The organism is Ectobacillus panaciterrae DSM 19096 (genome assembly GCF_000430785.1).
Classification (GTDB): domain Bacteria; phylum Bacillota; class Bacilli; order Bacillales; family Bacillaceae_G; genus Ectobacillus; species Ectobacillus panaciterrae.
The window spans coordinates 59,216-77,298 of record NZ_AUMR01000032.1 but is presented as its reverse complement, the minus strand read 5'-3'; the positions used below and the strand labels follow the sequence as shown (position 1 = coordinate 77,298).

The 18,083-nt window shown below is 44.2% G+C and carries 21 protein-coding genes; all 21 read right to left on the bottom strand.

The features are described 5' to 3' along the window. Positions 1–185: 185 nt before the first annotated feature. The 21 genes from H540_RS0109810 to H540_RS0109710 all read right to left on the bottom strand — a co-directional run bounded on the left by H540_RS0109810 (position 186) and on the right by H540_RS0109710 (position 17,871). Entirely contained in the window at positions 186–953 is a 768-nt protein-coding gene (locus tag H540_RS0109810) for a menaquinol-cytochrome c reductase cytochrome b/c subunit (protein ID WP_028400497.1), read from the bottom strand. A gap of 42 nt (positions 954–995) precedes the next feature. Then, the gene (gene qcrB, locus H540_RS0109805; RefSeq protein WP_028400496.1) at positions 996–1,670 is read right to left on the bottom strand and encodes a menaquinol-cytochrome c reductase cytochrome b subunit; all 675 of its coding nucleotides are present in this window, start codon (positions 1,668–1,670) and stop codon (positions 996–998) included. Beyond that, positions 1,671–2,183, bottom strand: a complete 513-nt coding sequence (locus H540_RS0109800) for a QcrA and Rieske domain-containing protein (protein WP_028400495.1) — start codon at positions 2,181–2,183, stop codon at positions 1,671–1,673. A 132-nt stretch (positions 2,184–2,315) separates the two neighbouring features. Further along, the gene (locus H540_RS0109795) at positions 2,316–2,771 is read right to left on the bottom strand and encodes a YpiF family protein (RefSeq protein ID WP_028400494.1); all 456 of its coding nucleotides are present in this window, start codon (positions 2,769–2,771) and stop codon (positions 2,316–2,318) included. Positions 2,772–2,901: 130 nt separating this feature from the next. Then, positions 2,902–3,438, bottom strand: a complete 537-nt coding sequence (locus H540_RS0109790) for a ReoY family proteolytic degradation factor (RefSeq protein ID WP_028400493.1) — start codon at positions 3,436–3,438, stop codon at positions 2,902–2,904. Between the two features lie 70 nt (positions 3,439–3,508). Beyond that, a complete protein-coding gene (locus tag H540_RS0109785) occupies positions 3,509–4,774 on the bottom strand; it encodes a tetratricopeptide repeat protein (protein WP_028400492.1) in 1,266 nt (421 codons plus the stop codon). Positions 4,775–4,865: 91 nt separating this feature from the next. After that, a complete protein-coding gene (aroA, locus tag H540_RS0109780) occupies positions 4,866–6,155 on the bottom strand; it encodes a 3-phosphoshikimate 1-carboxyvinyltransferase (RefSeq protein WP_034670716.1) in 1,290 nt (429 codons plus the stop codon). A 94-nt stretch (positions 6,156–6,249) separates the two neighbouring features. Then, the gene (hisC, locus tag H540_RS0109775) at positions 6,250–7,356 is read right to left on the bottom strand and encodes a histidinol-phosphate transaminase (RefSeq protein ID WP_028400490.1); all 1,107 of its coding nucleotides are present in this window, start codon (positions 7,354–7,356) and stop codon (positions 6,250–6,252) included. Positions 7,357–7,371: 15 nt separating this feature from the next. Next, a complete protein-coding gene (aroH, locus tag H540_RS0109770; RefSeq protein ID WP_028400489.1) occupies positions 7,372–7,737 on the bottom strand; it encodes a chorismate mutase in 366 nt (121 codons plus the stop codon). Further along, on the bottom strand, positions 7,734–8,825 hold the full coding sequence (aroB, locus tag H540_RS0109765; RefSeq protein WP_028400488.1) for a 3-dehydroquinate synthase: 1,092 nt from the start codon (positions 8,823–8,825) through the stop codon (positions 7,734–7,736). The genes aroH and aroB overlap by 4 nt, the downstream gene beginning before the upstream one ends. Next, positions 8,825–9,997 (bottom strand): chorismate synthase, encoded by a 1,173-nt coding sequence (gene aroC / locus H540_RS0109760; protein WP_028400487.1) that lies wholly within the window; start codon positions 9,995–9,997, stop codon positions 8,825–8,827. The genes aroB and aroC overlap by 1 nt, the downstream gene beginning before the upstream one ends. Positions 9,998–10,157: 160 nt before the next feature. After that, the gene (ndk, locus tag H540_RS0109755) at positions 10,158–10,604 is read right to left on the bottom strand and encodes a nucleoside-diphosphate kinase (protein ID WP_028400486.1); all 447 of its coding nucleotides are present in this window, start codon (positions 10,602–10,604) and stop codon (positions 10,158–10,160) included. Positions 10,605–10,720: 116 nt separating this feature from the next. Then, a complete protein-coding gene (gene hepT / locus H540_RS0109750; protein ID WP_028400485.1) occupies positions 10,721–11,683 on the bottom strand; it encodes a heptaprenyl diphosphate synthase component II in 963 nt (320 codons plus the stop codon). Positions 11,684–11,709: 26 nt separating this feature from the next. Next, on the bottom strand, positions 11,710–12,420 hold the full coding sequence (locus H540_RS0109745; protein WP_028400484.1) for a demethylmenaquinone methyltransferase: 711 nt from the start codon (positions 12,418–12,420) through the stop codon (positions 11,710–11,712). A gap of 38 nt (positions 12,421–12,458) precedes the next feature. Then, positions 12,459–13,130: a heptaprenyl diphosphate synthase component 1 gene (locus tag H540_RS0109740; RefSeq protein ID WP_081415085.1), complete on the bottom strand. Its 672-nt coding sequence runs from the start codon at positions 13,128–13,130 to the stop codon at positions 12,459–12,461. A gap of 182 nt (positions 13,131–13,312) precedes the next feature. Then, complete coding sequence (gene folE / locus H540_RS0109735; protein ID WP_028400482.1) at positions 13,313–13,882, bottom strand: GTP cyclohydrolase I FolE; 570 nt, start codon at positions 13,880–13,882, stop codon at positions 13,313–13,315. A 368-nt stretch (positions 13,883–14,250) separates the two neighbouring features. Then, positions 14,251–14,526: an HU family DNA-binding protein gene (locus tag H540_RS0109730; RefSeq protein WP_034670714.1), complete on the bottom strand. Its 276-nt coding sequence runs from the start codon at positions 14,524–14,526 to the stop codon at positions 14,251–14,253. A gap of 280 nt (positions 14,527–14,806) precedes the next feature. Further along, complete coding sequence (spoIVA, locus tag H540_RS0109725; protein WP_028400480.1) at positions 14,807–16,285, bottom strand: stage IV sporulation protein A; 1,479 nt, start codon at positions 16,283–16,285, stop codon at positions 14,807–14,809. 186 nt (positions 16,286–16,471) lie between these two features. Next, a complete protein-coding gene (locus H540_RS0109720; protein ID WP_028400479.1) occupies positions 16,472–17,188 on the bottom strand; it encodes a hypothetical protein in 717 nt (238 codons plus the stop codon). A 24-nt stretch (positions 17,189–17,212) separates the two neighbouring features. Further along, on the bottom strand, positions 17,213–17,410 hold the full coding sequence (locus H540_RS0109715) for a DUF2768 domain-containing protein (protein ID WP_034670711.1): 198 nt from the start codon (positions 17,408–17,410) through the stop codon (positions 17,213–17,215). A 206-nt stretch (positions 17,411–17,616) separates the two neighbouring features. After that, positions 17,617–17,871, bottom strand: a complete 255-nt coding sequence (locus tag H540_RS0109710) for a stage VI sporulation protein F (protein WP_034670709.1) — start codon at positions 17,869–17,871, stop codon at positions 17,617–17,619. Positions 17,872–18,083 lie beyond the last annotated feature (212 nt).

Sequence of the window (18,083 nt, the reverse complement as noted above, 5' to 3'; positions counted from 1 at the left end):
TACGTTCTATACATTTGCAAAATTTTTACATGTTGGACAATAGAGATGGAACGTGCCTATCTCTTGTGCGAAGGCGATTCATCCCCCACTTACCGTTACACTACACCATTTATACGCTTGAAGTGGGGGTATTCTCGCCTAATTTTTGATAAAAAAAGCTGACTGTCTCCACAGTCAGCTTTTTGCTATTTCTTATTGTATTGGGTAATGAACTCTGTAACCTTCTTAAGCTCTTCATCCGTACCTTTGAAGACTCCCTTAGGCATAGCTCCTTTACCCTCTCTTGCGATTTTCGCAACTTCTTCAGGCTTTAATGTAAGGTTTTGCAGTGAAGGCGCAGCTGCTCCGCCTTGCAGGTTTTCACCGTGGCAAGTTAAACAAGTATTTTTTTGCATCGTTTTATAACCGTCAGCATTCTTGTCTACTTGAACTGTCTTCACGATTGCCCCTTGCCTTTTAGCCGCTGCCCAGTCATGATGAGCAACGGATTCCCATGTCAGGAATACCATACTCGCCAGAGCAAGCAGCATAAAGCCTGTTGCCGCCGGGCGTTTGAACGGACGGCGCTCTGGTCCGCGGTCAATGAACGGCGCCAGCAACAGCGCCCCGCCAGCAATACCTGGCATGATAAATGCACCGATTACTGTATATGGTCCTGAAGCATATGAATATTTTAATAACTGATACAAGAATAAGAAATACCAGTCTGGTAGAGGTATGTAACCTGTATCTGTTGGATCTGCGATACGCTCAAGTGGTGATGGATGAGCGACCGTTAAACATAAGTATCCGATTAAAAATACAGAGCCCACCATCCATTCTTTCAATAGAAAGTTAGGCCAAAATGCTTCCGTTTTACCTGGATATTCCGAATAGTCCTTCGGAATATTCGGCTTACGGACTGCTGGTACGCGCGAATCTCCGACAAACTTCATCCCTTTGCCGCGATGCATAGTCTCCCTCCTTCATGTTACAGCTTGTAATCTTACAATCTCTTATAGCGGGCCTGAAATACCTTGCTTACGAATAATTAAAAAGTGTGCCGCCATCAAGCCAAGCAATGCCCCCGGCAAGAAGAACACATGAATCGCGAAGAAGCGAGTCAGCGTTTGAGCTCCAACAATTGTAGAATGCCCTGCCAACAGCGTCTTGACATAAGGTCCGATAAGAGGCGTTTGCTCTGCAATCTGCAAACCTACTTTTGTTGCAAACAGCGCTTTCATGTCCCAAGGAAGAAGATAGCCCGTGAAGCCTAGTCCCATCATAACACCGAATATAAGAACCCCGATAATCCAGTTTAATTCACGAGGCTTTTTGTATGCACCTTGGAAAAATACGCGCAAGGTATGCAAAAACATCATAACGATTACAAGACTTGCTCCCCAGTGATGCATGCCGCGAACGATTTGTCCGTATGCCACTTCATTTTGAAGATAATATACAGACTCCCAAGCGTTCTTGATATCAGGTACATAATACATCGTTAGGAACATGCCTGAAAGAATTTGAATAACAGTTATAAAGAATGTGAGTCCCCCGAAGCAGTAAACGAATGCAGAAAAGTGATGCGCAGGGTTTACGTGCTCAGGCACTTCGTGGTCAGCGATGTCGCGCCATAGCGGCGTAATATCGAGACGCTCGTCTACCCAATCATAGATTTTATTCAACATCTATTTCGCACCTCCATTCGGCTTCGTTTTACCTAAATACAGCGTACCATCCTTCACCTGTGACTCATAGATGTCAAGCGGTGCAAGCGGCGGCGTTCCCGGAATGTTTTTTCCGTTCTTTTCGTAGCGTCCGCCATGGCACGGACAATAGTACTGGTTGTGGTGCGCCTTGTCCCCGTTCCAGTTCACTGTACACCCTAAGTGTTTGCAAACCGGAGACAGTGCTATGATGTCGCCGCTTTCATTTTTGTACACCCAAGCCGATTTTGGCTCATCAGATTTGTACCAGCCGTCTACCTGCTTCACTTTAAAGTCAACGCGCTTCGGCTCTGTCGTAATATCTTTCACTTGACCAACAGCTACCATACCTGCTCCTGCTTCTTTTTCTAAAACAGGATCCAGTGCAAAACGTGCCATCGGCATCAGCATGCCCGCTGCCATGAACCCGCCGACCCCCGTAAGCGTGTAGTTCAGAAATTGGCGACGCGATACCCTATGTTCTTTCTCGCTCATGAAAATTCCCCCCCTCTATAACCCCTTTAGGATAACAAATCAAAAAACTTGAAAAACTAGGACACTATCATGATATAATAGCCAGTCCTATTGGTCAATATCATACTACTCATAATCATCCAAACTATTAAATTATTCTGTTTTTTCCCACTTTTCTGTTAAAACAGAGAGGATTTCACGAATATTTGAGTGAAGAACATCCCGTCTTGCTTTTTCGTCAAGCTGATGCAGCGGCAGAGCCGGCATCCAAAACATCATTCCTGCAAGTTCGCTGTCCTTCCAATCGTAATCACTCGTTACGTACACAATATGACGAAGTCCGTTTGCTTGTATCATCGCTTCCCATTCTTGTAAGCGCTTTTCTTCCTTGCTCTTTTCTCCCGCTATGTAGGTAAACGGCGGTAAAAGCAAAAGACGGCCTCGATACTCCCGCTCCATCTCATAACTTAACTGAGAAACAAACTCCCCTTTTTGCACGAAGCTTTCAATATCTTTGCCAAGCGAAAGAGGAATAAGCGGGATCACAGCGGTGTCGATATACTCCTTTGACTGTTCATAAAGCTGGATGTCTTTGACGTTCCAATCCATAGTAATCCCCCTTTTGGTTCTTCTCTCTTCTATTAAACCATATAGGGATAGGAAATAAAAAGAAAAACCCTTGTCTTCAAGGGTTTTTCTTTCAATATATTGACATAAATTTGTAAAAATCAGGCCCCGTTTACAGTCTTTTCAACTGCGCGGTTAACTCTGTAAACGCTGTTTCATCTTGTTGATCAAGTGCCTCGTCAATAAGCTTCATAAGCCGATTGCGGTGAAACGAATAAATGCTCTCCTCAAGAAAACGCTCTGCCAGCAGCCGGTCCTTTTCATTGGTCTCCATATTCTTTGGCAAATACGGATTTTCTTCAAGAACTGCGACATAGTTTGCATTTTGAAAAGAGGCTTTAAAGTTTAGTTGAATATAGATGTCTTCGTCCCGATTCAAGCGAATATCATGAAACGATTTTTCTGCATCCGTTGTCATGACGTTTTGCTTATAAAAATGAAACGGTGCCTCCTTCACGCAGCTTGTGGACATTACGAGACCGCGCGGACAATATTTGGCGTGCTCCACAAAGTGCACCTTTCTCATCAATTGATCATGGCTCATCAAATAATTCAAAATCCACACACATTCCCGCTGCTTAAGCTGATAATTGCTTAAAAACCATTTAACGAAATCCTTTTTCTCGTTCACAGAAACAGGGGTATTCATATCGCTCAGTCCCTCCTCTGTCCTTCTTTTTTTACCATTTACATTCAAGAAACAATGCCGTGTTTCCTTCTCAATTCTGCAAATCCTCCAAATTATATAATAACTCCTCAATATGTGCTTGTGCCGGATCCAGCTGTAGCAAACGTCCAAAAACTTCCCTCGCTTCTTGTCTCATTCCTTCTTCAAGCAAGAAATAACCATACTCTTCTAAGAAGGAAAGATTATCCTTAAAAGAAGTATATGCATCTCGATAATGATTTAATGCATCAGAATACTGTTCCAGTTCTTTTTCGGCATTTGCCAAATCCCAAGTTAACTGTGGATCATCCTCACCGTTTTCTCCTGCGATTTGTACAGCTTCTTTAATCTCCTCATATTTTCCTTGCTGCTTCAGCACATAGATATACTTTAAAACCGCTTCAAGATGCCCTGGATCCAGTGCTAACGCTTCTAAAAGCGCAGCTTCTGTTTCTTCTGTTTTACCAAGCTTCGCGGCCGCATCTGCCAGCCTCACATGAAACTCGACAGAAAACTCGTCTGTTTTTAATCCCTCACGAAGCGTTTCATAGCTTTCTTGCAGCATACCTTCTTCTTCATAGCAATGAGCCGCATAAACGTACAGCGCACTATATTGCGGATCAAGCTCTTTCAGCTCTAAGAATACAGGAAGCGCGCGCTGATATAGCTGAGCTTGGTACAATGTAAATGCATAGCCGAACAGTGTATGAATATCTTTATGCTCCTTCAAGCCCATTTCATAATAAGAAATTGCCTCTTCCCACTTTCCAAGAGCGCTTAAAGCTTCCGCAAGACGAAGCGGAATGTTCACGTCTCCCATTTCTGTATGCTCGGGGAGCAGCGTCATATAGTATGGAACAGCCTTCACGAAATCTCCACGGCTGCTGTAAAATTCGCCAAGCCCAAATGTAATAACCGGCTCCTCAGGCAGCTTCTCTTTCGCTTTTAGAAGCTTTTGTTCTGCCACCTCGTCAAACCCTTGCATTTGATACAAATCCGCTAAGAGAAGGAGCGCCTGAACATATAAATCATCCCCCTCGTTTACATGGTTTAGCGCCTCAATCGCTTCGTCTTCACGGTCAAAATCTATGTAAAGCTCTGCTAAAAACAGTGTAAGCTCGCTCTCTTCCGGGTACAGTAAACAAAGATCTTCCATAATAACGAGTGACTGCTCTAAAAATCCAAGTGTATGATAATAACGTGCAATATAGTATTTTTCTTCATCAGTGCCCTTTTGCACAATGGTTTCTAATATCTTCAATCCTTCTTCTGCTCTTCCTTCATCAATATATTGAATCGCTTGTTCTAATGTATTCATATCTTTTCTCCTTCTTTGTATATTTCCATTGTACTAGGGATAGCCGGCGAAGTGCAAATGGTCCATCCGTTTGTAAAAAAAGAATCCCCTCTTAACGAGGAGATTCTTGCTGAAGCTCTTTTAACTGCTCAAAGAAGTTTGGATATGATACAGCTACCGCTTCTGCTTGCTGGAGATTCGTTTCTCCTTCCGCTATGCACGAAGCGACGGCGAGCATCATGCCGATTCTATGGTCTCCATGACTGCTTACTTGCACGCCTTGCAGCCGGGCTTTGCCGTAGATGATCATACCGTCATCCGTAGCTTCTGCTCTGGCTCCGAGCTTTTGAAGCTCATGCACAACTGTATCAATCCGGTTTGTTTCTTTTACCTTTAATTCCGCTGCATCTTTAATAACCGTGACGCCCTCAGCCTGCGTTGCTGCCAATGCAAGAATCGGGATTTCATCGATGAGACGCGGGATAAGCGCTCCTCCGATTTCTACGCCCTTTAAGCTGGATGTTTCTACGGTAATATCACCGTATGGCTCAAACGCTTCGTTTTGCACATTCTCTATTGCAATAGATGCACCCATCTGCTTGAGAACATCCAAAATGCCTGTTCTCGTCGGATTTAATCCTACTTTTCGCAGCGTAATTTTACTGTTCGGCATAATAGCGCCTGCTACTAAGAAAAAGGCTGCAGATGAAATATCGCCCGGCACTTCTACATGTGCAGCTTGCAGTTCTTGACCGCCCTCTATCGTCACCGTTAATCCGTCCGTTTTCACGTCACATCCAAACGCACGAAGCATGCGCTCTGTGTGATCTCTCGATTTTTCAGGTTCTGTCACAGAGGTTGCTCCGCCAGCCTGAAGACCCGCCAATAGAACCGCAGACTTTACCTGTGCGCTTGCAACAGGAGAAGTATATGCCACACCTTGTATGCCGCCTCCGCGAATGCTAAGAGGCGTATATTGCCCGTTCGCTCTTCCGTCAATGCGGGCACCCATAGAACGAAGGGGCTCTGTCACCCGCTTCATCGGACGCTTGCCGATGGAATCATCTCCGATTACGGTACAATGAAATGATGTATTTGCAAGTATCCCCAGCATAAGACGTATCGTTGTTCCTGAGTTGCCGACATCCAATACTTCCTTAGGCTCCTGCAGTCCGGAAAGACCTTTTCCATGTACCTTTACATGCTCCCCGTCCCGCTCGATTGCAACGCCAAGCTTTTGAAAACAGGAAATGGTGCTTAAGCAATCCTCTCCCGGCAAAAAGCCCGAAATGGTCGTGATTCCTTCTGCAATTGCACCGAACATTACAGCGCGATGAGAGATGGATTTATCGCCGGGAACTCGAATGACGCCGTTCAGTTCTCTTGCCTTTGTTAAAATCATTATCTGTCACTCCTACATCGTAATTGCGTTTCAATGCTTCATCTTCATGCACACTTTTGATTACAAGAGCGACTAAATTTGACAGCTCTCTTTATTACAAACACTTTTCCTCTTTTGGCGAACCGGTTACGATTTCTTCTAACAACGCTAAAATTTGTTCGTTATCCTCCTGATTGCCCACTGTTACGCGAATGCCATTTGGCAATCCCAAACCTGCTCCAGAACGGACAATATAACCTTTTTGCAGCAAGCGCTGAAACACTTCGTTGCCGTCTCCTACTTCCATAAATACAAAGTTTGCTTGCGACGGATAGTACTTAATATTGTGTTTTTCACAGAATTCGTAGTACTGCTGCAAGCCTTTTGTATTCTCATTAATACAATTTTCCAAAAATTCCTTATCCTCAAGCGCCGCCAGCGCCGCTACCTGCGCTATAGAAGATGTATTGAACGGCAGACGCGTCACGTCAAGCTTCTCAATGAAATCCGCTCTCCCAACCGCATATCCGATACGGAATGCCGCCAATCCATATGCTTTAGAGAATGTTCGCAATACGATAAGATTTTCATATTGATCCAATAATGAAATCGTATTCGGGTAATCGTCTGCAGTTGCATATTCATAGTACGCTTCATCCATAATGACTAAAGCCGTTTTAGGTACTCGGTTTAAAAACGAAATTAAATCCGCTTCATTTACATATGTTCCTGTAGGATTGTTCGGGTTGCAAATCCAAACGATTTTCGTGTTTTCATCCACTTGTCCAAGCATCGCTTCAAGATCATGTGTACCGTCTTTTAAAGGAATCTCGCGCAGTTCTGCGTTCTCAATAATGGCATGGTGACGATATTGAGAGAATGTCGGCTTTGCCATTACTGTATTCGTTCCTTCTGCCAGAAGCGCGCGGCTGATTATTTGAATGACTTCATCAAGACCGCTGCCAAACAACAGCTGCTCCGGCTGTACGCCGACGTGCTGCGCAACTTTTTGACGCAGCGCGTATGCAGCTCCGTCCGGATACAATGCAAACTGGTCCGCTAAAGACGTAAGCGCTTCTCCTACCTTTTCGGAGCATCCAAACGGATTTTCATTGGATGCAAGCTTTACGATTTTAGTTAGGCCGTATTGTCTTTTCACTTCATCAATTGGTTTTCCTGGTGAATAAGCTTTCAATGATAGCAATTGCGGTTTTACGTTCATTTCATTTCCCTCACCTTATTTATTTTGTAAGTCCGGCCGCAGCGAAACGGCTTTTTCTAAATATACGTGAACTACTTCATGCTGCCCAAGCTCAGTCTCTGCAGTCAGCATGATTCGAATACATTTCTCAATTGCTCCCGGCACCTCGATTTCTCTCATGCACATAACAGGAACGTACGCCCACCCTTCTATTTTACGAAGAGCGGCCGCAGGAAAACAAGAGTTTAAATCTGCTGTAGCGGAAATAAGTACCGATACAATTTGAGTTGGCTGGATCGCATTTTTCGCAGCCATTTCTCGAAGTAAACGTTCAGTCGCACTCAATACCTCTTCCTTTTCCATTCCCTCGACTGTAATCGCACCGCGAATTCCACGGATCAAGACAACCCCTCCCTTTTTCGAAATTCTTCCAATACGAGACGAACGGTTTCGTCCGGCACTGTCACCATTTCTACCTCGCCGATGTCCTTCAGCAGCACCATGCGGATAGACCCTGAATACGCCTTCTTGTCTTGTTTCATTTTTTTGATTAAACGTTCTGTATCAAGCTCTGCAGGAAGCCTCGGGTAACCGTATTGGAAGAACCATTGTGAAAGCTCTGCAGCATGCAGCTCTTTCTTGTAAATATATTCACTGATCAGGATCGCAAACCTCATTCCGATTGCAACAGCGTCCCCATGCGTAATGACGCCATACCCCATAGTCGATTCTACAGCGTGTCCGAGCGTATGACCGAAATTCAAATAAGCACGAACACCTGTTTCTGTTTCATCTTCAGCTACGATGGCAGCTTTTACGCCAATGGCAACTTTCAGAGCATACAGAAGTTTATCGCCTCTCAGCTCTGACAAAGTCGGAATTTCTTTACGAAGCCACGTGTAAAACGCTTCATCTCGGATAAGAGCATGCTTCATCACTTCAGCAAAGCCGGAGCGCCACTCTGCTTCCGGAAGAGTGTCCAAAAACGCTGTGTTATAAATAACCGCTTCAGGCTGATGAAAAGCGCCGATCATATTTTTTCCGAGTGGATGGTTGACCGCTACCTTTCCGCCTACCGCGCTGTCGTGCGCAAGCAGTGTAGTCGGAATTTGAATAAAACGGATGCCCCGCATGAATGTCGCTGCAACAAAACCAGACAAATCGCCCACCATCCCGCCGCCAAGAGCGAGAATGACAGAATTCCTATCTAATCCTATTTCAAGGGCATACGTTTGAATCGCATAATAGTTTTCAAATGATTTTTCCTTCTCGCCGCTCGGAACTACATATGAGTGCACCAAACGTTCATTAGAAATAATTTGCAGCACATGTTGAAGGTGAAATGCTGCAACCGCCTCATCTGAAATAATCAAAATGCTTGAAGGAGCAGGCTGCATTTCTCGCAAAATATCATCTAACTGTTCGATACAATTCATTCCTAAATATAGCGGGTATCGTTTCGATTTTGTTGTAATATGTACTCGTTCCATTAAAACTTCCTCGCATATTCTCGATGTTTTTCTATATTCTCCTTAATTGCATCCATTCGATCTTTGCCAAACTGCTCAAGAAGTGCTGCTGCGAGTTCCCACGCTACGACGGCTTCAGCCACTACGCTTGCGGCAGGCACCGCACAGCTGTCAGATCGCTCAATGCTTGCTTGGAATGATTCCTTCGTCTCAATATCGACGCTTTGCAGCGGCTTGTACAATGTCGGAATCGGCTTCATTACACCGCGGATGATGATTGGCATGCCTGTTGTCATGCCTCCTTCAAAACCGCCTGCGTTGTTTGTCCGTCTCGTATAGCCATGTGCTTCGTCCCACAGAATTTCATCATGGACTTGACTTCCAGGCTTATGTGCTGCTTCAAATCCGATGCCGATTTCAACACCTTTAAATGCGTTGATGCTCATCACAGCTGCAGCCAGCTTCGCATCGAGCTTATGGTCATAATGCGTATAACTGCCGACGCCGACCGGCATTCCTTCCACCACGACTTCTACTATGCCGCCGATGGAATCTCCGCTCGTTTTGGCATCATCAATCGCTGCCATCATTTTTTCTGCCGCTTTCTCATCTAAACAGCGCACAGGAGACGCCTCTGTAATTTGCTGAAGCTCTTCTATGGAATCATATGTGAACTTTTCAGCCTGCACTCCGCCAATTTCTATAACGTGCCCTGCCACTTTCACACCGGCCTCTTCTAATATGCGCTTTGCGACCGCACCTGCCGCTACCCGCACTGTCGTTTCGCGGGCAGAAGAGCGCTCTAATACATTACGCATATCGCGATGACCGTATTTAATAGCACCGTTTAAATCTGCATGCCCCGGGCGAGGACGCGTAATTTGCCGCTTTACTTCCTTCGCTTCTTCTTCAGGTAGAGGAGCGGCTCCCATGATTTTTGTCCAATGCTTAAAATCTCTGTTTTCTACTGCAAGAGCGATAGGGCCACCCAATGTATAACCGTGACGCACGCCGCTCAAAATTTGCGCCTCATCTTTTTCAATTTGCATTCGTCTGCCGCGTCCATGGCCTTTTTGTCTCCGCGCTAAATCTTTGTTAATATCTTCGGCTGTTAAAGGCAGACCAGCCGGAACGCCTTCAAGTATCGTTGTCAGCTGCGGGCCGTGCGACTCACCTGCTGTTATGTATCTCATGCTGTTTCCTCCTATTCTTAGATTATTTATGTACCAATATAACACATCGCGTTATCTTTGGTAAGGAGTTGAAGCAAAAAAGACATGGGAGCGGATAAACCGTTCTCATGTCTTTTTTGGCACTCTTCTATGAAGCGTTTACAAATGCTTCAAGGAGAGATTAATATACCCACTCATTCGCAATCTTTGTATATTCTGCAAGCTCTTCTTCTTTAAAGAAGATTGCGATTTCACGCTCTGCGCTTTCAGGAGAATCGGAGCCGTGAATGATGTTTTTGCCTACTGTAACGCCGAAGTCGCCGCGGATTGTGCCGGGAGCAGCTTCTTTCGGATTTGTTTTGCCCATCATTTGACGAGCAGTCGCAATCACATCTTCCCCTTGCCATACCATTGCGAATACAGGACTTGATGTGATAAAGTCTACCAATTCACCGAAGAACGGACGCTCTTTATGCTCAGCATAATGCTTTTCAGCCGTTTCTTTTGATACAAGCATTAATTTTGCTCCGACTAATTGAAACCCTTTTTTTTCAAAGCGAGACACGATTTCTCCAATTAGATTTCGTTGTACGCCGTCTGGTTTTACCATTAGGTATGTTTTTTCCATGAAAATCTCTCCACTTCCTCGATTATGTATAGGGTTATCCCAACAAAATAGTATCACTACTTTCTTAATTTAGCAATAGTTTGGAAATGGAGGAATTTTTAATGTTTTTATAAAAGTTAAAATTTTCGTTTCCCGATATACTTCGCAACATTTTGCAGCGCGGACTTTGCCTGACCTCTCGGGAGCGGCTGAATGACTTGCAGCGCTTTTTGCAAGTAGCGTTCACTCAATGCGAAAGACTTTTCAATGGCATCGCTGTTTTTAATGAGATGAATGATATTTTGTATTTCCTCTGCGCTTAATCCCTCGTGCACCTTTACGATCTGCTCGCGAAGCTTCGGCGCCTGCATGGCGTATAAAACAGGCAATGTGATGTTTCCCTGGAGTAAATCCCCTCCAGCCGGCTTTCCAAGCGCTTCTTCCGTAGAAACAAAGTCTAATATGTCGTCAATGATTTGATATGACATCCCAACAAAGTAACCAAACCAAAAAAGGCGGTTCGATGTTTCACGGCAGGCTCCGGAAGCCATGGCGCCTAGCTGGCAGCTCGAGGCGATAAGCAGCGCCGTTTTTCGTTTAATGCGCCGCAAATACACACGCAAGTTTTGATCGAAATTGTATTTATCACGGATTTGCTCAATTTCGCCCTTGCAAACTTCCACAATCGTTTTAGAAAGAGCTTTATGCACCTCAGGGATTTCCAAATTAGTAATGCACTCAAGCGACTTTGCAAACAAATAATCCCCCATATACATGGCAACCCGATCCCCCCAGTTTGCATTGACCGTAGCACTTCCCCTTCGCAGCAAAGCAGCATCAATCACATCATCGTGAACAAGAGAAGCCATATGAATGAGCTCCAGTGCAACGGCGACATTCTTAATGGTATCGAGCTTATACGTTCCGAACTTTCCGGCAAGCAAGACAAAAACAGGCCGAATGCGTTTGCCGCCTGCTTGAATGAGCTGTAGAGAAGCTTCTTGCAGCATTTGCTGGTCGGAAGTTACAACCGCTTTTAATTCTTGTTCAATTTTATCAATATCCGACCTTAAAAAAGAATACATTACTTGTAACTTCATATCGTTCACCTTAACCTACATTATGTTCATCGTTCTGGCTTATACCCTACATGCATCGCAGCAACGCCAAAAGTAAACGCCTTTACTTGAACGCGCGCAAGCCCTGCTTCTTCAAACATATACGCCAGTTCCTTCATTCCCGGGAATGTGCTGGCCGACTCTTGAAGCCATGAATATTCATTATAGCTTTTCGCAAAGAGCTTGCCAAATACTGGCATGATATAACGGAAATACAGAATATACAGCTGTCGGATGCCTATTGCTGTTGGCTGCGATGTTTCCAGACACACAACCTTGCCCCCAGGTTTCACAACACGCGTCATTTCTTTTAAAACATGCATGTAATCAGGGACATTCCGCAATCCAAATCCGATCGTTACATGGTCAAAAGTATTGTCTTCAAACGGCAGAGCCATTGCATTGCCGTGAATAAGCTCCACTTGATCCAAATGAAGAGCTTTCACTTTATGTTCTCCGACAGAAAGCATATTTTTGCTGAAATCTACACCGCACACTTGTCCATTCGGGCCCACGGCATCCGCAAGCGCAATTGTCCAATCGCACGTGCCACAGCAAACATCAAGCGCTTTGTCTCCTTTTTTCACATCCATAATCTTCATCGTATACTTGCGCCATGCCTTATGACGCTGAAAGCTGATGACAGAGTTCATTACATCGTATCTTTTATAGATTTTCTCAAATACATCATGTACTCTTTCTTCTTTTGATTGTTGCATGCAACTACCCTTCTTCCAATCCAGTTTAAGTGAATCCTTTACTTTTCCAGCAGCTTTAATGCTTGCGTCCACTGTGCATACTGAACAGTCCAGTTTTGAAGCTGTTGCATCGTTTCCTGCATATATGTTTTGTACAGAAGATGAACGTTCTCCTCAGTCGCTGATGCCAGAATTCGCTTCCACGCTGCAAAGATCGGTGCATGTCCGTGCTGTTCGTATTGCTTATATTCACCTGCGATACGCTTTCGTGCAAGCACAACGGAAGAGAATGCATTCCAATCCGGGACATTAAAAAATTCGCATGTTTTCTGTAAAAGAGAAGACTCGATGATTTCCACACTGCGAACGACTGCTGCAACAGAACGATCGCTTTGCTGATAAAGACGTATCTTCTGCTCATTAATTTCCTTAATCCCTTGCGCTAATGCCCGAATTAAGGAAATATCATGATTTTCCGCCAGTAAATAATAATACAGGCCGCTGTAGTAATCTCCTGCGAGCACTGTCAGCTGACGGCGCTTGTGTGACTCGCCTGCTTCTGCATCTAGTTTATCCGAAACCTTTTCATGCGTATCAAGAGCGATTTGCACAAGCATAATGGTGAGAGCGTAATGCTGAATATGCTCTATATGTAAGTTTGCACTTTTTAAGATAGAATATAATAGGAGCAGCTTTTCTTCATCCACTACCGGCGTGTCGATATAACGCATTAAAAAGGGATGCTGCAACCTTGCATGCAGTTGATTTCTCACTGCATTGAAGTCTTCCAAGCTGTTATACACACTAATCACCCTTGTCTTCCAAAAATCCTAGCATAATCCATAAAATCTATTATAACACATAGCCTATGGAATGTTCCTATAAAAAAAGAAAAGCAGAGACCTGCTTTTCTTTAGTTAGACTTGATTAAAGACAGTACTTCTGCTCTTGCAGCAGAATCCTTCGCAAGAACTCCTCGAACTGCAGAAGTGACTGTTTTAGCGCCCGGCTTCTTCACGCCTCTCATCGTCATGCACATATGCTCCGCTTCTACTACGACCATAGCGCCATGCGGTTCGAGCACCTCCATAATAGAATCTGCTACAGTAGAAGTAATGCGTTCTTGCAGCTGCGGTTTGCGCGCTACCGTATCAACAGTGCGTGCCAGCTTGCTTAAGCCGGTTACTCTGCCGCCCTTTGGAATATATGCAACATGCGCTACACCGTAGAAAGGAACAAGGTGATGTTCACACATAGAGAAAAACGGGATATCCTTTACTAAAACAAGCTCTTCATGGTCTTCGCCGAATACTTTATGCAGATGCTCTTTCGGGTCTTCATGCATACCTGCGAACACTTCCGCATACATTTTCGCTACACGTTTCGGTGTCTCAAGCACACCCTCGCGATTCGGGTCATCTCCAATCGCTTCTAAAATAAGACGCACTGCTTCTTCAATTTGTGCTAAGTTTACTTTTGCCATCCGCCAAAATCCTCCCAAAAATCAGTCCTAAAGTTGTATGAAAACATTCTAGCATATGTATGTTTTTAAAAGCAAAAAATTAAGAAAAGCGCAGCCGGCTCGTTCAGGCGCAGAGCCTAAGGTTCTCCGCCCTAAAAAGCGCTTTCTGCTTTTTTGTGGCGGAGGTTCTTAGGTGGCAGCGCCTAGCCGGTGGAGCTAGACATAGAAAAGCGCAGCCGGCTCACTCAGGAATCCTGCTTTTTTATTTCCAAGCAAAAAGCCCCTCTATTTCCATAGAGGGACTTCGCTAAGTATCTTGGTGTTTAAAGGGATCTTTCCTAAGAAAGACTATATGTAATGGGTGCTCCGTTCATCCCTTTTACCACACCTTACTGTTGAACTGCGTCTTTAAGTGCTTTGCCAGGTTTGAAAGCAGGTACTTTGCTTGCCGCGATTTCGATTTCCTCACCAGTTTGAGGATTGCGTCCTTTGCGAGCAGCACGTTCACGAACTTCAAAGTTTCCAAATCCGATTAGTTGTACCTTGTCACCGTTCTTTAATGCTTCTAAGATCGCATCGAAAACAGCGTCAACAGCTTTCGTTGCATCTTTTTTAGAAAGATCACTTGCTTCTGCAACTGCATTGATTAAATCAGTCTTATTCATGCCATTCACCTCCTCCCAAAGGGACCACTATATGAATGATAAAGTGAGTCTTATCTTCATTTGTAGGCAATTTTCACAAATTCTATACTACAAAGATGTAGATAATTCATTATCAAGCCCTATATTATACGATTCTTCTCTATAATTCAATATTTTTAAAGAAAATGTTACCAAGAATACATGAAAAACACGCTAAAAATGCGAAATCGGCCCGTTCAGCTTCTCAAGCTCTATTACCCTATCAACAGCAAAAACCCCCTTTAAGGGGGGCCTTCGTTTGTTATAAGATAATGGCAATTAGGCCACCGGAGCCTTCGTTAATGATACGCTCTAGCGTTTCTTTCAGCTTATAGCGGGCATTTTCCGGCATAAGCGACAGCTTCGCTTGAATTCCTTCGCGCACAATGGAGCTGAGCGAACGGCCGAATATGTCAGAATTCCAAATGGAAAGCGGATTATCTTCAAAATCCTGCATGAGATAGCGAACGAGTTCCTCGCTTTGCTTCTCTGTTCCGATAATCGGCTCAAATGTGGATTCGACATCCACTTTAATCATATGAATAGAAGGAGCAACAGCCTTGAGCTTCACACCGAATCGCGAACCGTGGCGGATGATTTCCGGCTCATCCAAGCTCATATCAGCCAATGCAGGCGCTGCGATGCCGTATCCTGTTTGTTTAACCATTTTTAAAGCGTCTGCAACTTGATCGTACTCCGTTTTCGCATGAGCGAAATCAAGCATAAGCTTTAATAGATGATCTTTTCCACGGATCTCTACACCGACTACCTCTTTCAAGATTTGATCGTATAACTCATCAGGCGCATATAGGTCAATTTCAGCCACGCCTTGCCCCATATCAATGCCTGCGAGACTAGCGCGGTCAATAAATTCATATTGGCTGAATTGCCATACAACGCGATCTACATCGCGCAAACGCTTAATATCTTTCACCGTCTCCTGCACAGCTTCCTGATAACTTTGACGCAGCCAGTGGTTTTCAGTTAATACCATAACCCAGCTTGGAAGATTTACATTCACTTCGAGTACAGGGAACTCGTATAAAGCTTCGCGCAAGACGTTTAAAACGTCTCCCTCTCTCATGCCCTCCACGCTCATTGCTAATACTGGAATGTCATATTGCTCGATTAAATTTTGTCGAAGCTGCTCTGTATCAGGATGATACGGCTGCACCGTATTAATAATCATAATGAAAGGTTTTCCTACTTCCTTCAGCTCATTGACAACTCTTTCTTCCGCATCAATATAGTCGCGCCGCGGAATTTCACCAATGGTCCCGTCTGTCGTAATCACAACGCCGATTGTAGAGTGCTCTTGAATGACCTTGCGCGTTCCGATTTCAGCGGCTTCATGGAAGGGAATCGGCTCTTCATACCAAGGTGTATTAATCATGCGCGGTCCATTCTCATCTTCATATCCTTTGGCGCCAGGAACTGTATAGCCGACACAATCGACAAGACGAATGTTAACAGCAAGCCCTTCCTCCACATGAATGGAGACCGCTTGGTTCGGAACGAACTTCGGCTCTGTTGTCATGATCGTTCTGCCTGCTGCGCTTTGCGGCAGCTCATCCTGCGCTCTTTGACGATCCGCTTCGTTCTTGATGTTCGGAATAACGACAAGTTCCATAAATTTTTTAATAAAAGTGGACTTTCCGGTGCGGACTGCACCGACGACTCCGAAATAGATATCACCGCCCGTACGCTCGGCAATATCTTTAAAAATATCAATCTTTTCCAAGTGAGATCCCCTCCCTAAGAGTTGTTGGGAATATATTCGTTCATTCTAGTAGTCAGGACATTACATAAATATGACTTTGTCCTAATTTATTATGACTATTTAAAAGAAAAAGTTTTTCCTTCTTTTTTGGACGAAGTAAAAAACCCTTCTTTTAGAAACTTATTCCTAAAGAGAGGGGTTCATGACTTATCGAACGAAAAAAACCGGCTCTTTGTCCTTTACTGTGTAGGGAAGGGAATACGCTGGCGCAAAAGGAGAATGTTTCATCAGAATCGGGCGGATGTCCTCGCCCTCTCTCGCCTCATCTTTGTGCTTTTGCAGCATCTCATACAAGTCTGCGCTATAATCTACGTAAATCTCTCCTTGACCGTCAATCACAAACGGCAAGGCCTTGCCGGAATACGGACTTTCCGCATACGGCTCTTCCTTGTAGCCAAGCTTCTTGTAATCGAGCGTATACACACCGGCTGCAAGCACTTTTTTGAACGGGGGATATTGGTGCTCGTCACGATACATCTGAATTTTCAGCTTTAAATCCCTTATTTTTTCAGTCACTCGCAGGTCAATGAGCTTCACAGTCGGGTTCGTCTCGACGTCTACTAAAACGTACTGATACACCCCTCCGCTTTCAAACGCGTTACCGGGCGGCTCTTGCATGAATTGCGGAGCTAGCTTTGTAAACTCGATTGGGTATTTTTGATAAATCGGCGTACTCATATCCCGAGTTTTAATAGGAAGCAGACCGCCGTTTGCATCCTTAAATTGATTTACTGCGTTCTGTACCGCATTCAACTGGTCTTGATACGGAACTTGGGCTTGCTGTATTTTATCCTGCGGGTATAAGCAGCCCGACAGAACGCAAGTCATCACCAAAAACAGCATGATTGCTGAAAACTTTCTCATTTCTCTCCGTCACAACCTTTTCCCTTATTTGCTCACCGGTCCGCTAAATACGACAACAAAAATAATAATTCCCGACACAATCATGAAGGAGTATGCAACAAACGCTGTAACCCCTTTCAAAAATTTGTTTTGAATTTTATGACGGCTCAGCAAAATAAACATAACCGAAATAAACATAAGTGCCATGGATCCTAAAGAGAACCACATTTTCATTAAAGCCATTTTTACACCCCTTTTATGTACGTCAACTATGACAATCTATCTACATATTATTTTAGCAAATTATTAATTCGAAAAGAATAAAAATAATTCTTACAATTAAAAACCGAAGCGAACAGAGGCCCCTTCGCTTCGGTCGACCAAATATCCCGTATTCAGCTCATGTATGTTTCATACACTGTATCATATGCTATTGCTATGCGTATTGTTTACTTTTTGAACATATTTCCTAAAGTGTTCAAGTCAGCCGGAAGGTTATTGTTAATGATTGCTTTTACGATTTGATCTTCCTTCTCTTTCGGCACTTGCCGTCCTGCCATTGCAGCTACTTGATGAATCAGCTGGCGCAATACTTTTTCGTCCTTTAAATTCGCATTTTGTACAGAAGCCGCAAGCTTAAAGATATCGTCTTTATTCACTTTCGTTTGTTTCTCCACATTATCAAAGAAATTATTTGAAGCCATTGTTTCCACCCTCTCCTGTAATCTACACTCCATCCTATGCAGCTGGGCAGATTTGGTGAAACCACCTAAAAAGAAAAGAAAAGCGGAATCGGCCCGCTTAGCTCCCTCGTCAAAATGTTCTTCACCATTAAAGCCGCTTTTTGGCAATACAATGGGGAAGGTTATTTTGGCGTTGGGAGCTGGCCGATGGAGCTAGACACCACCATCGGCGC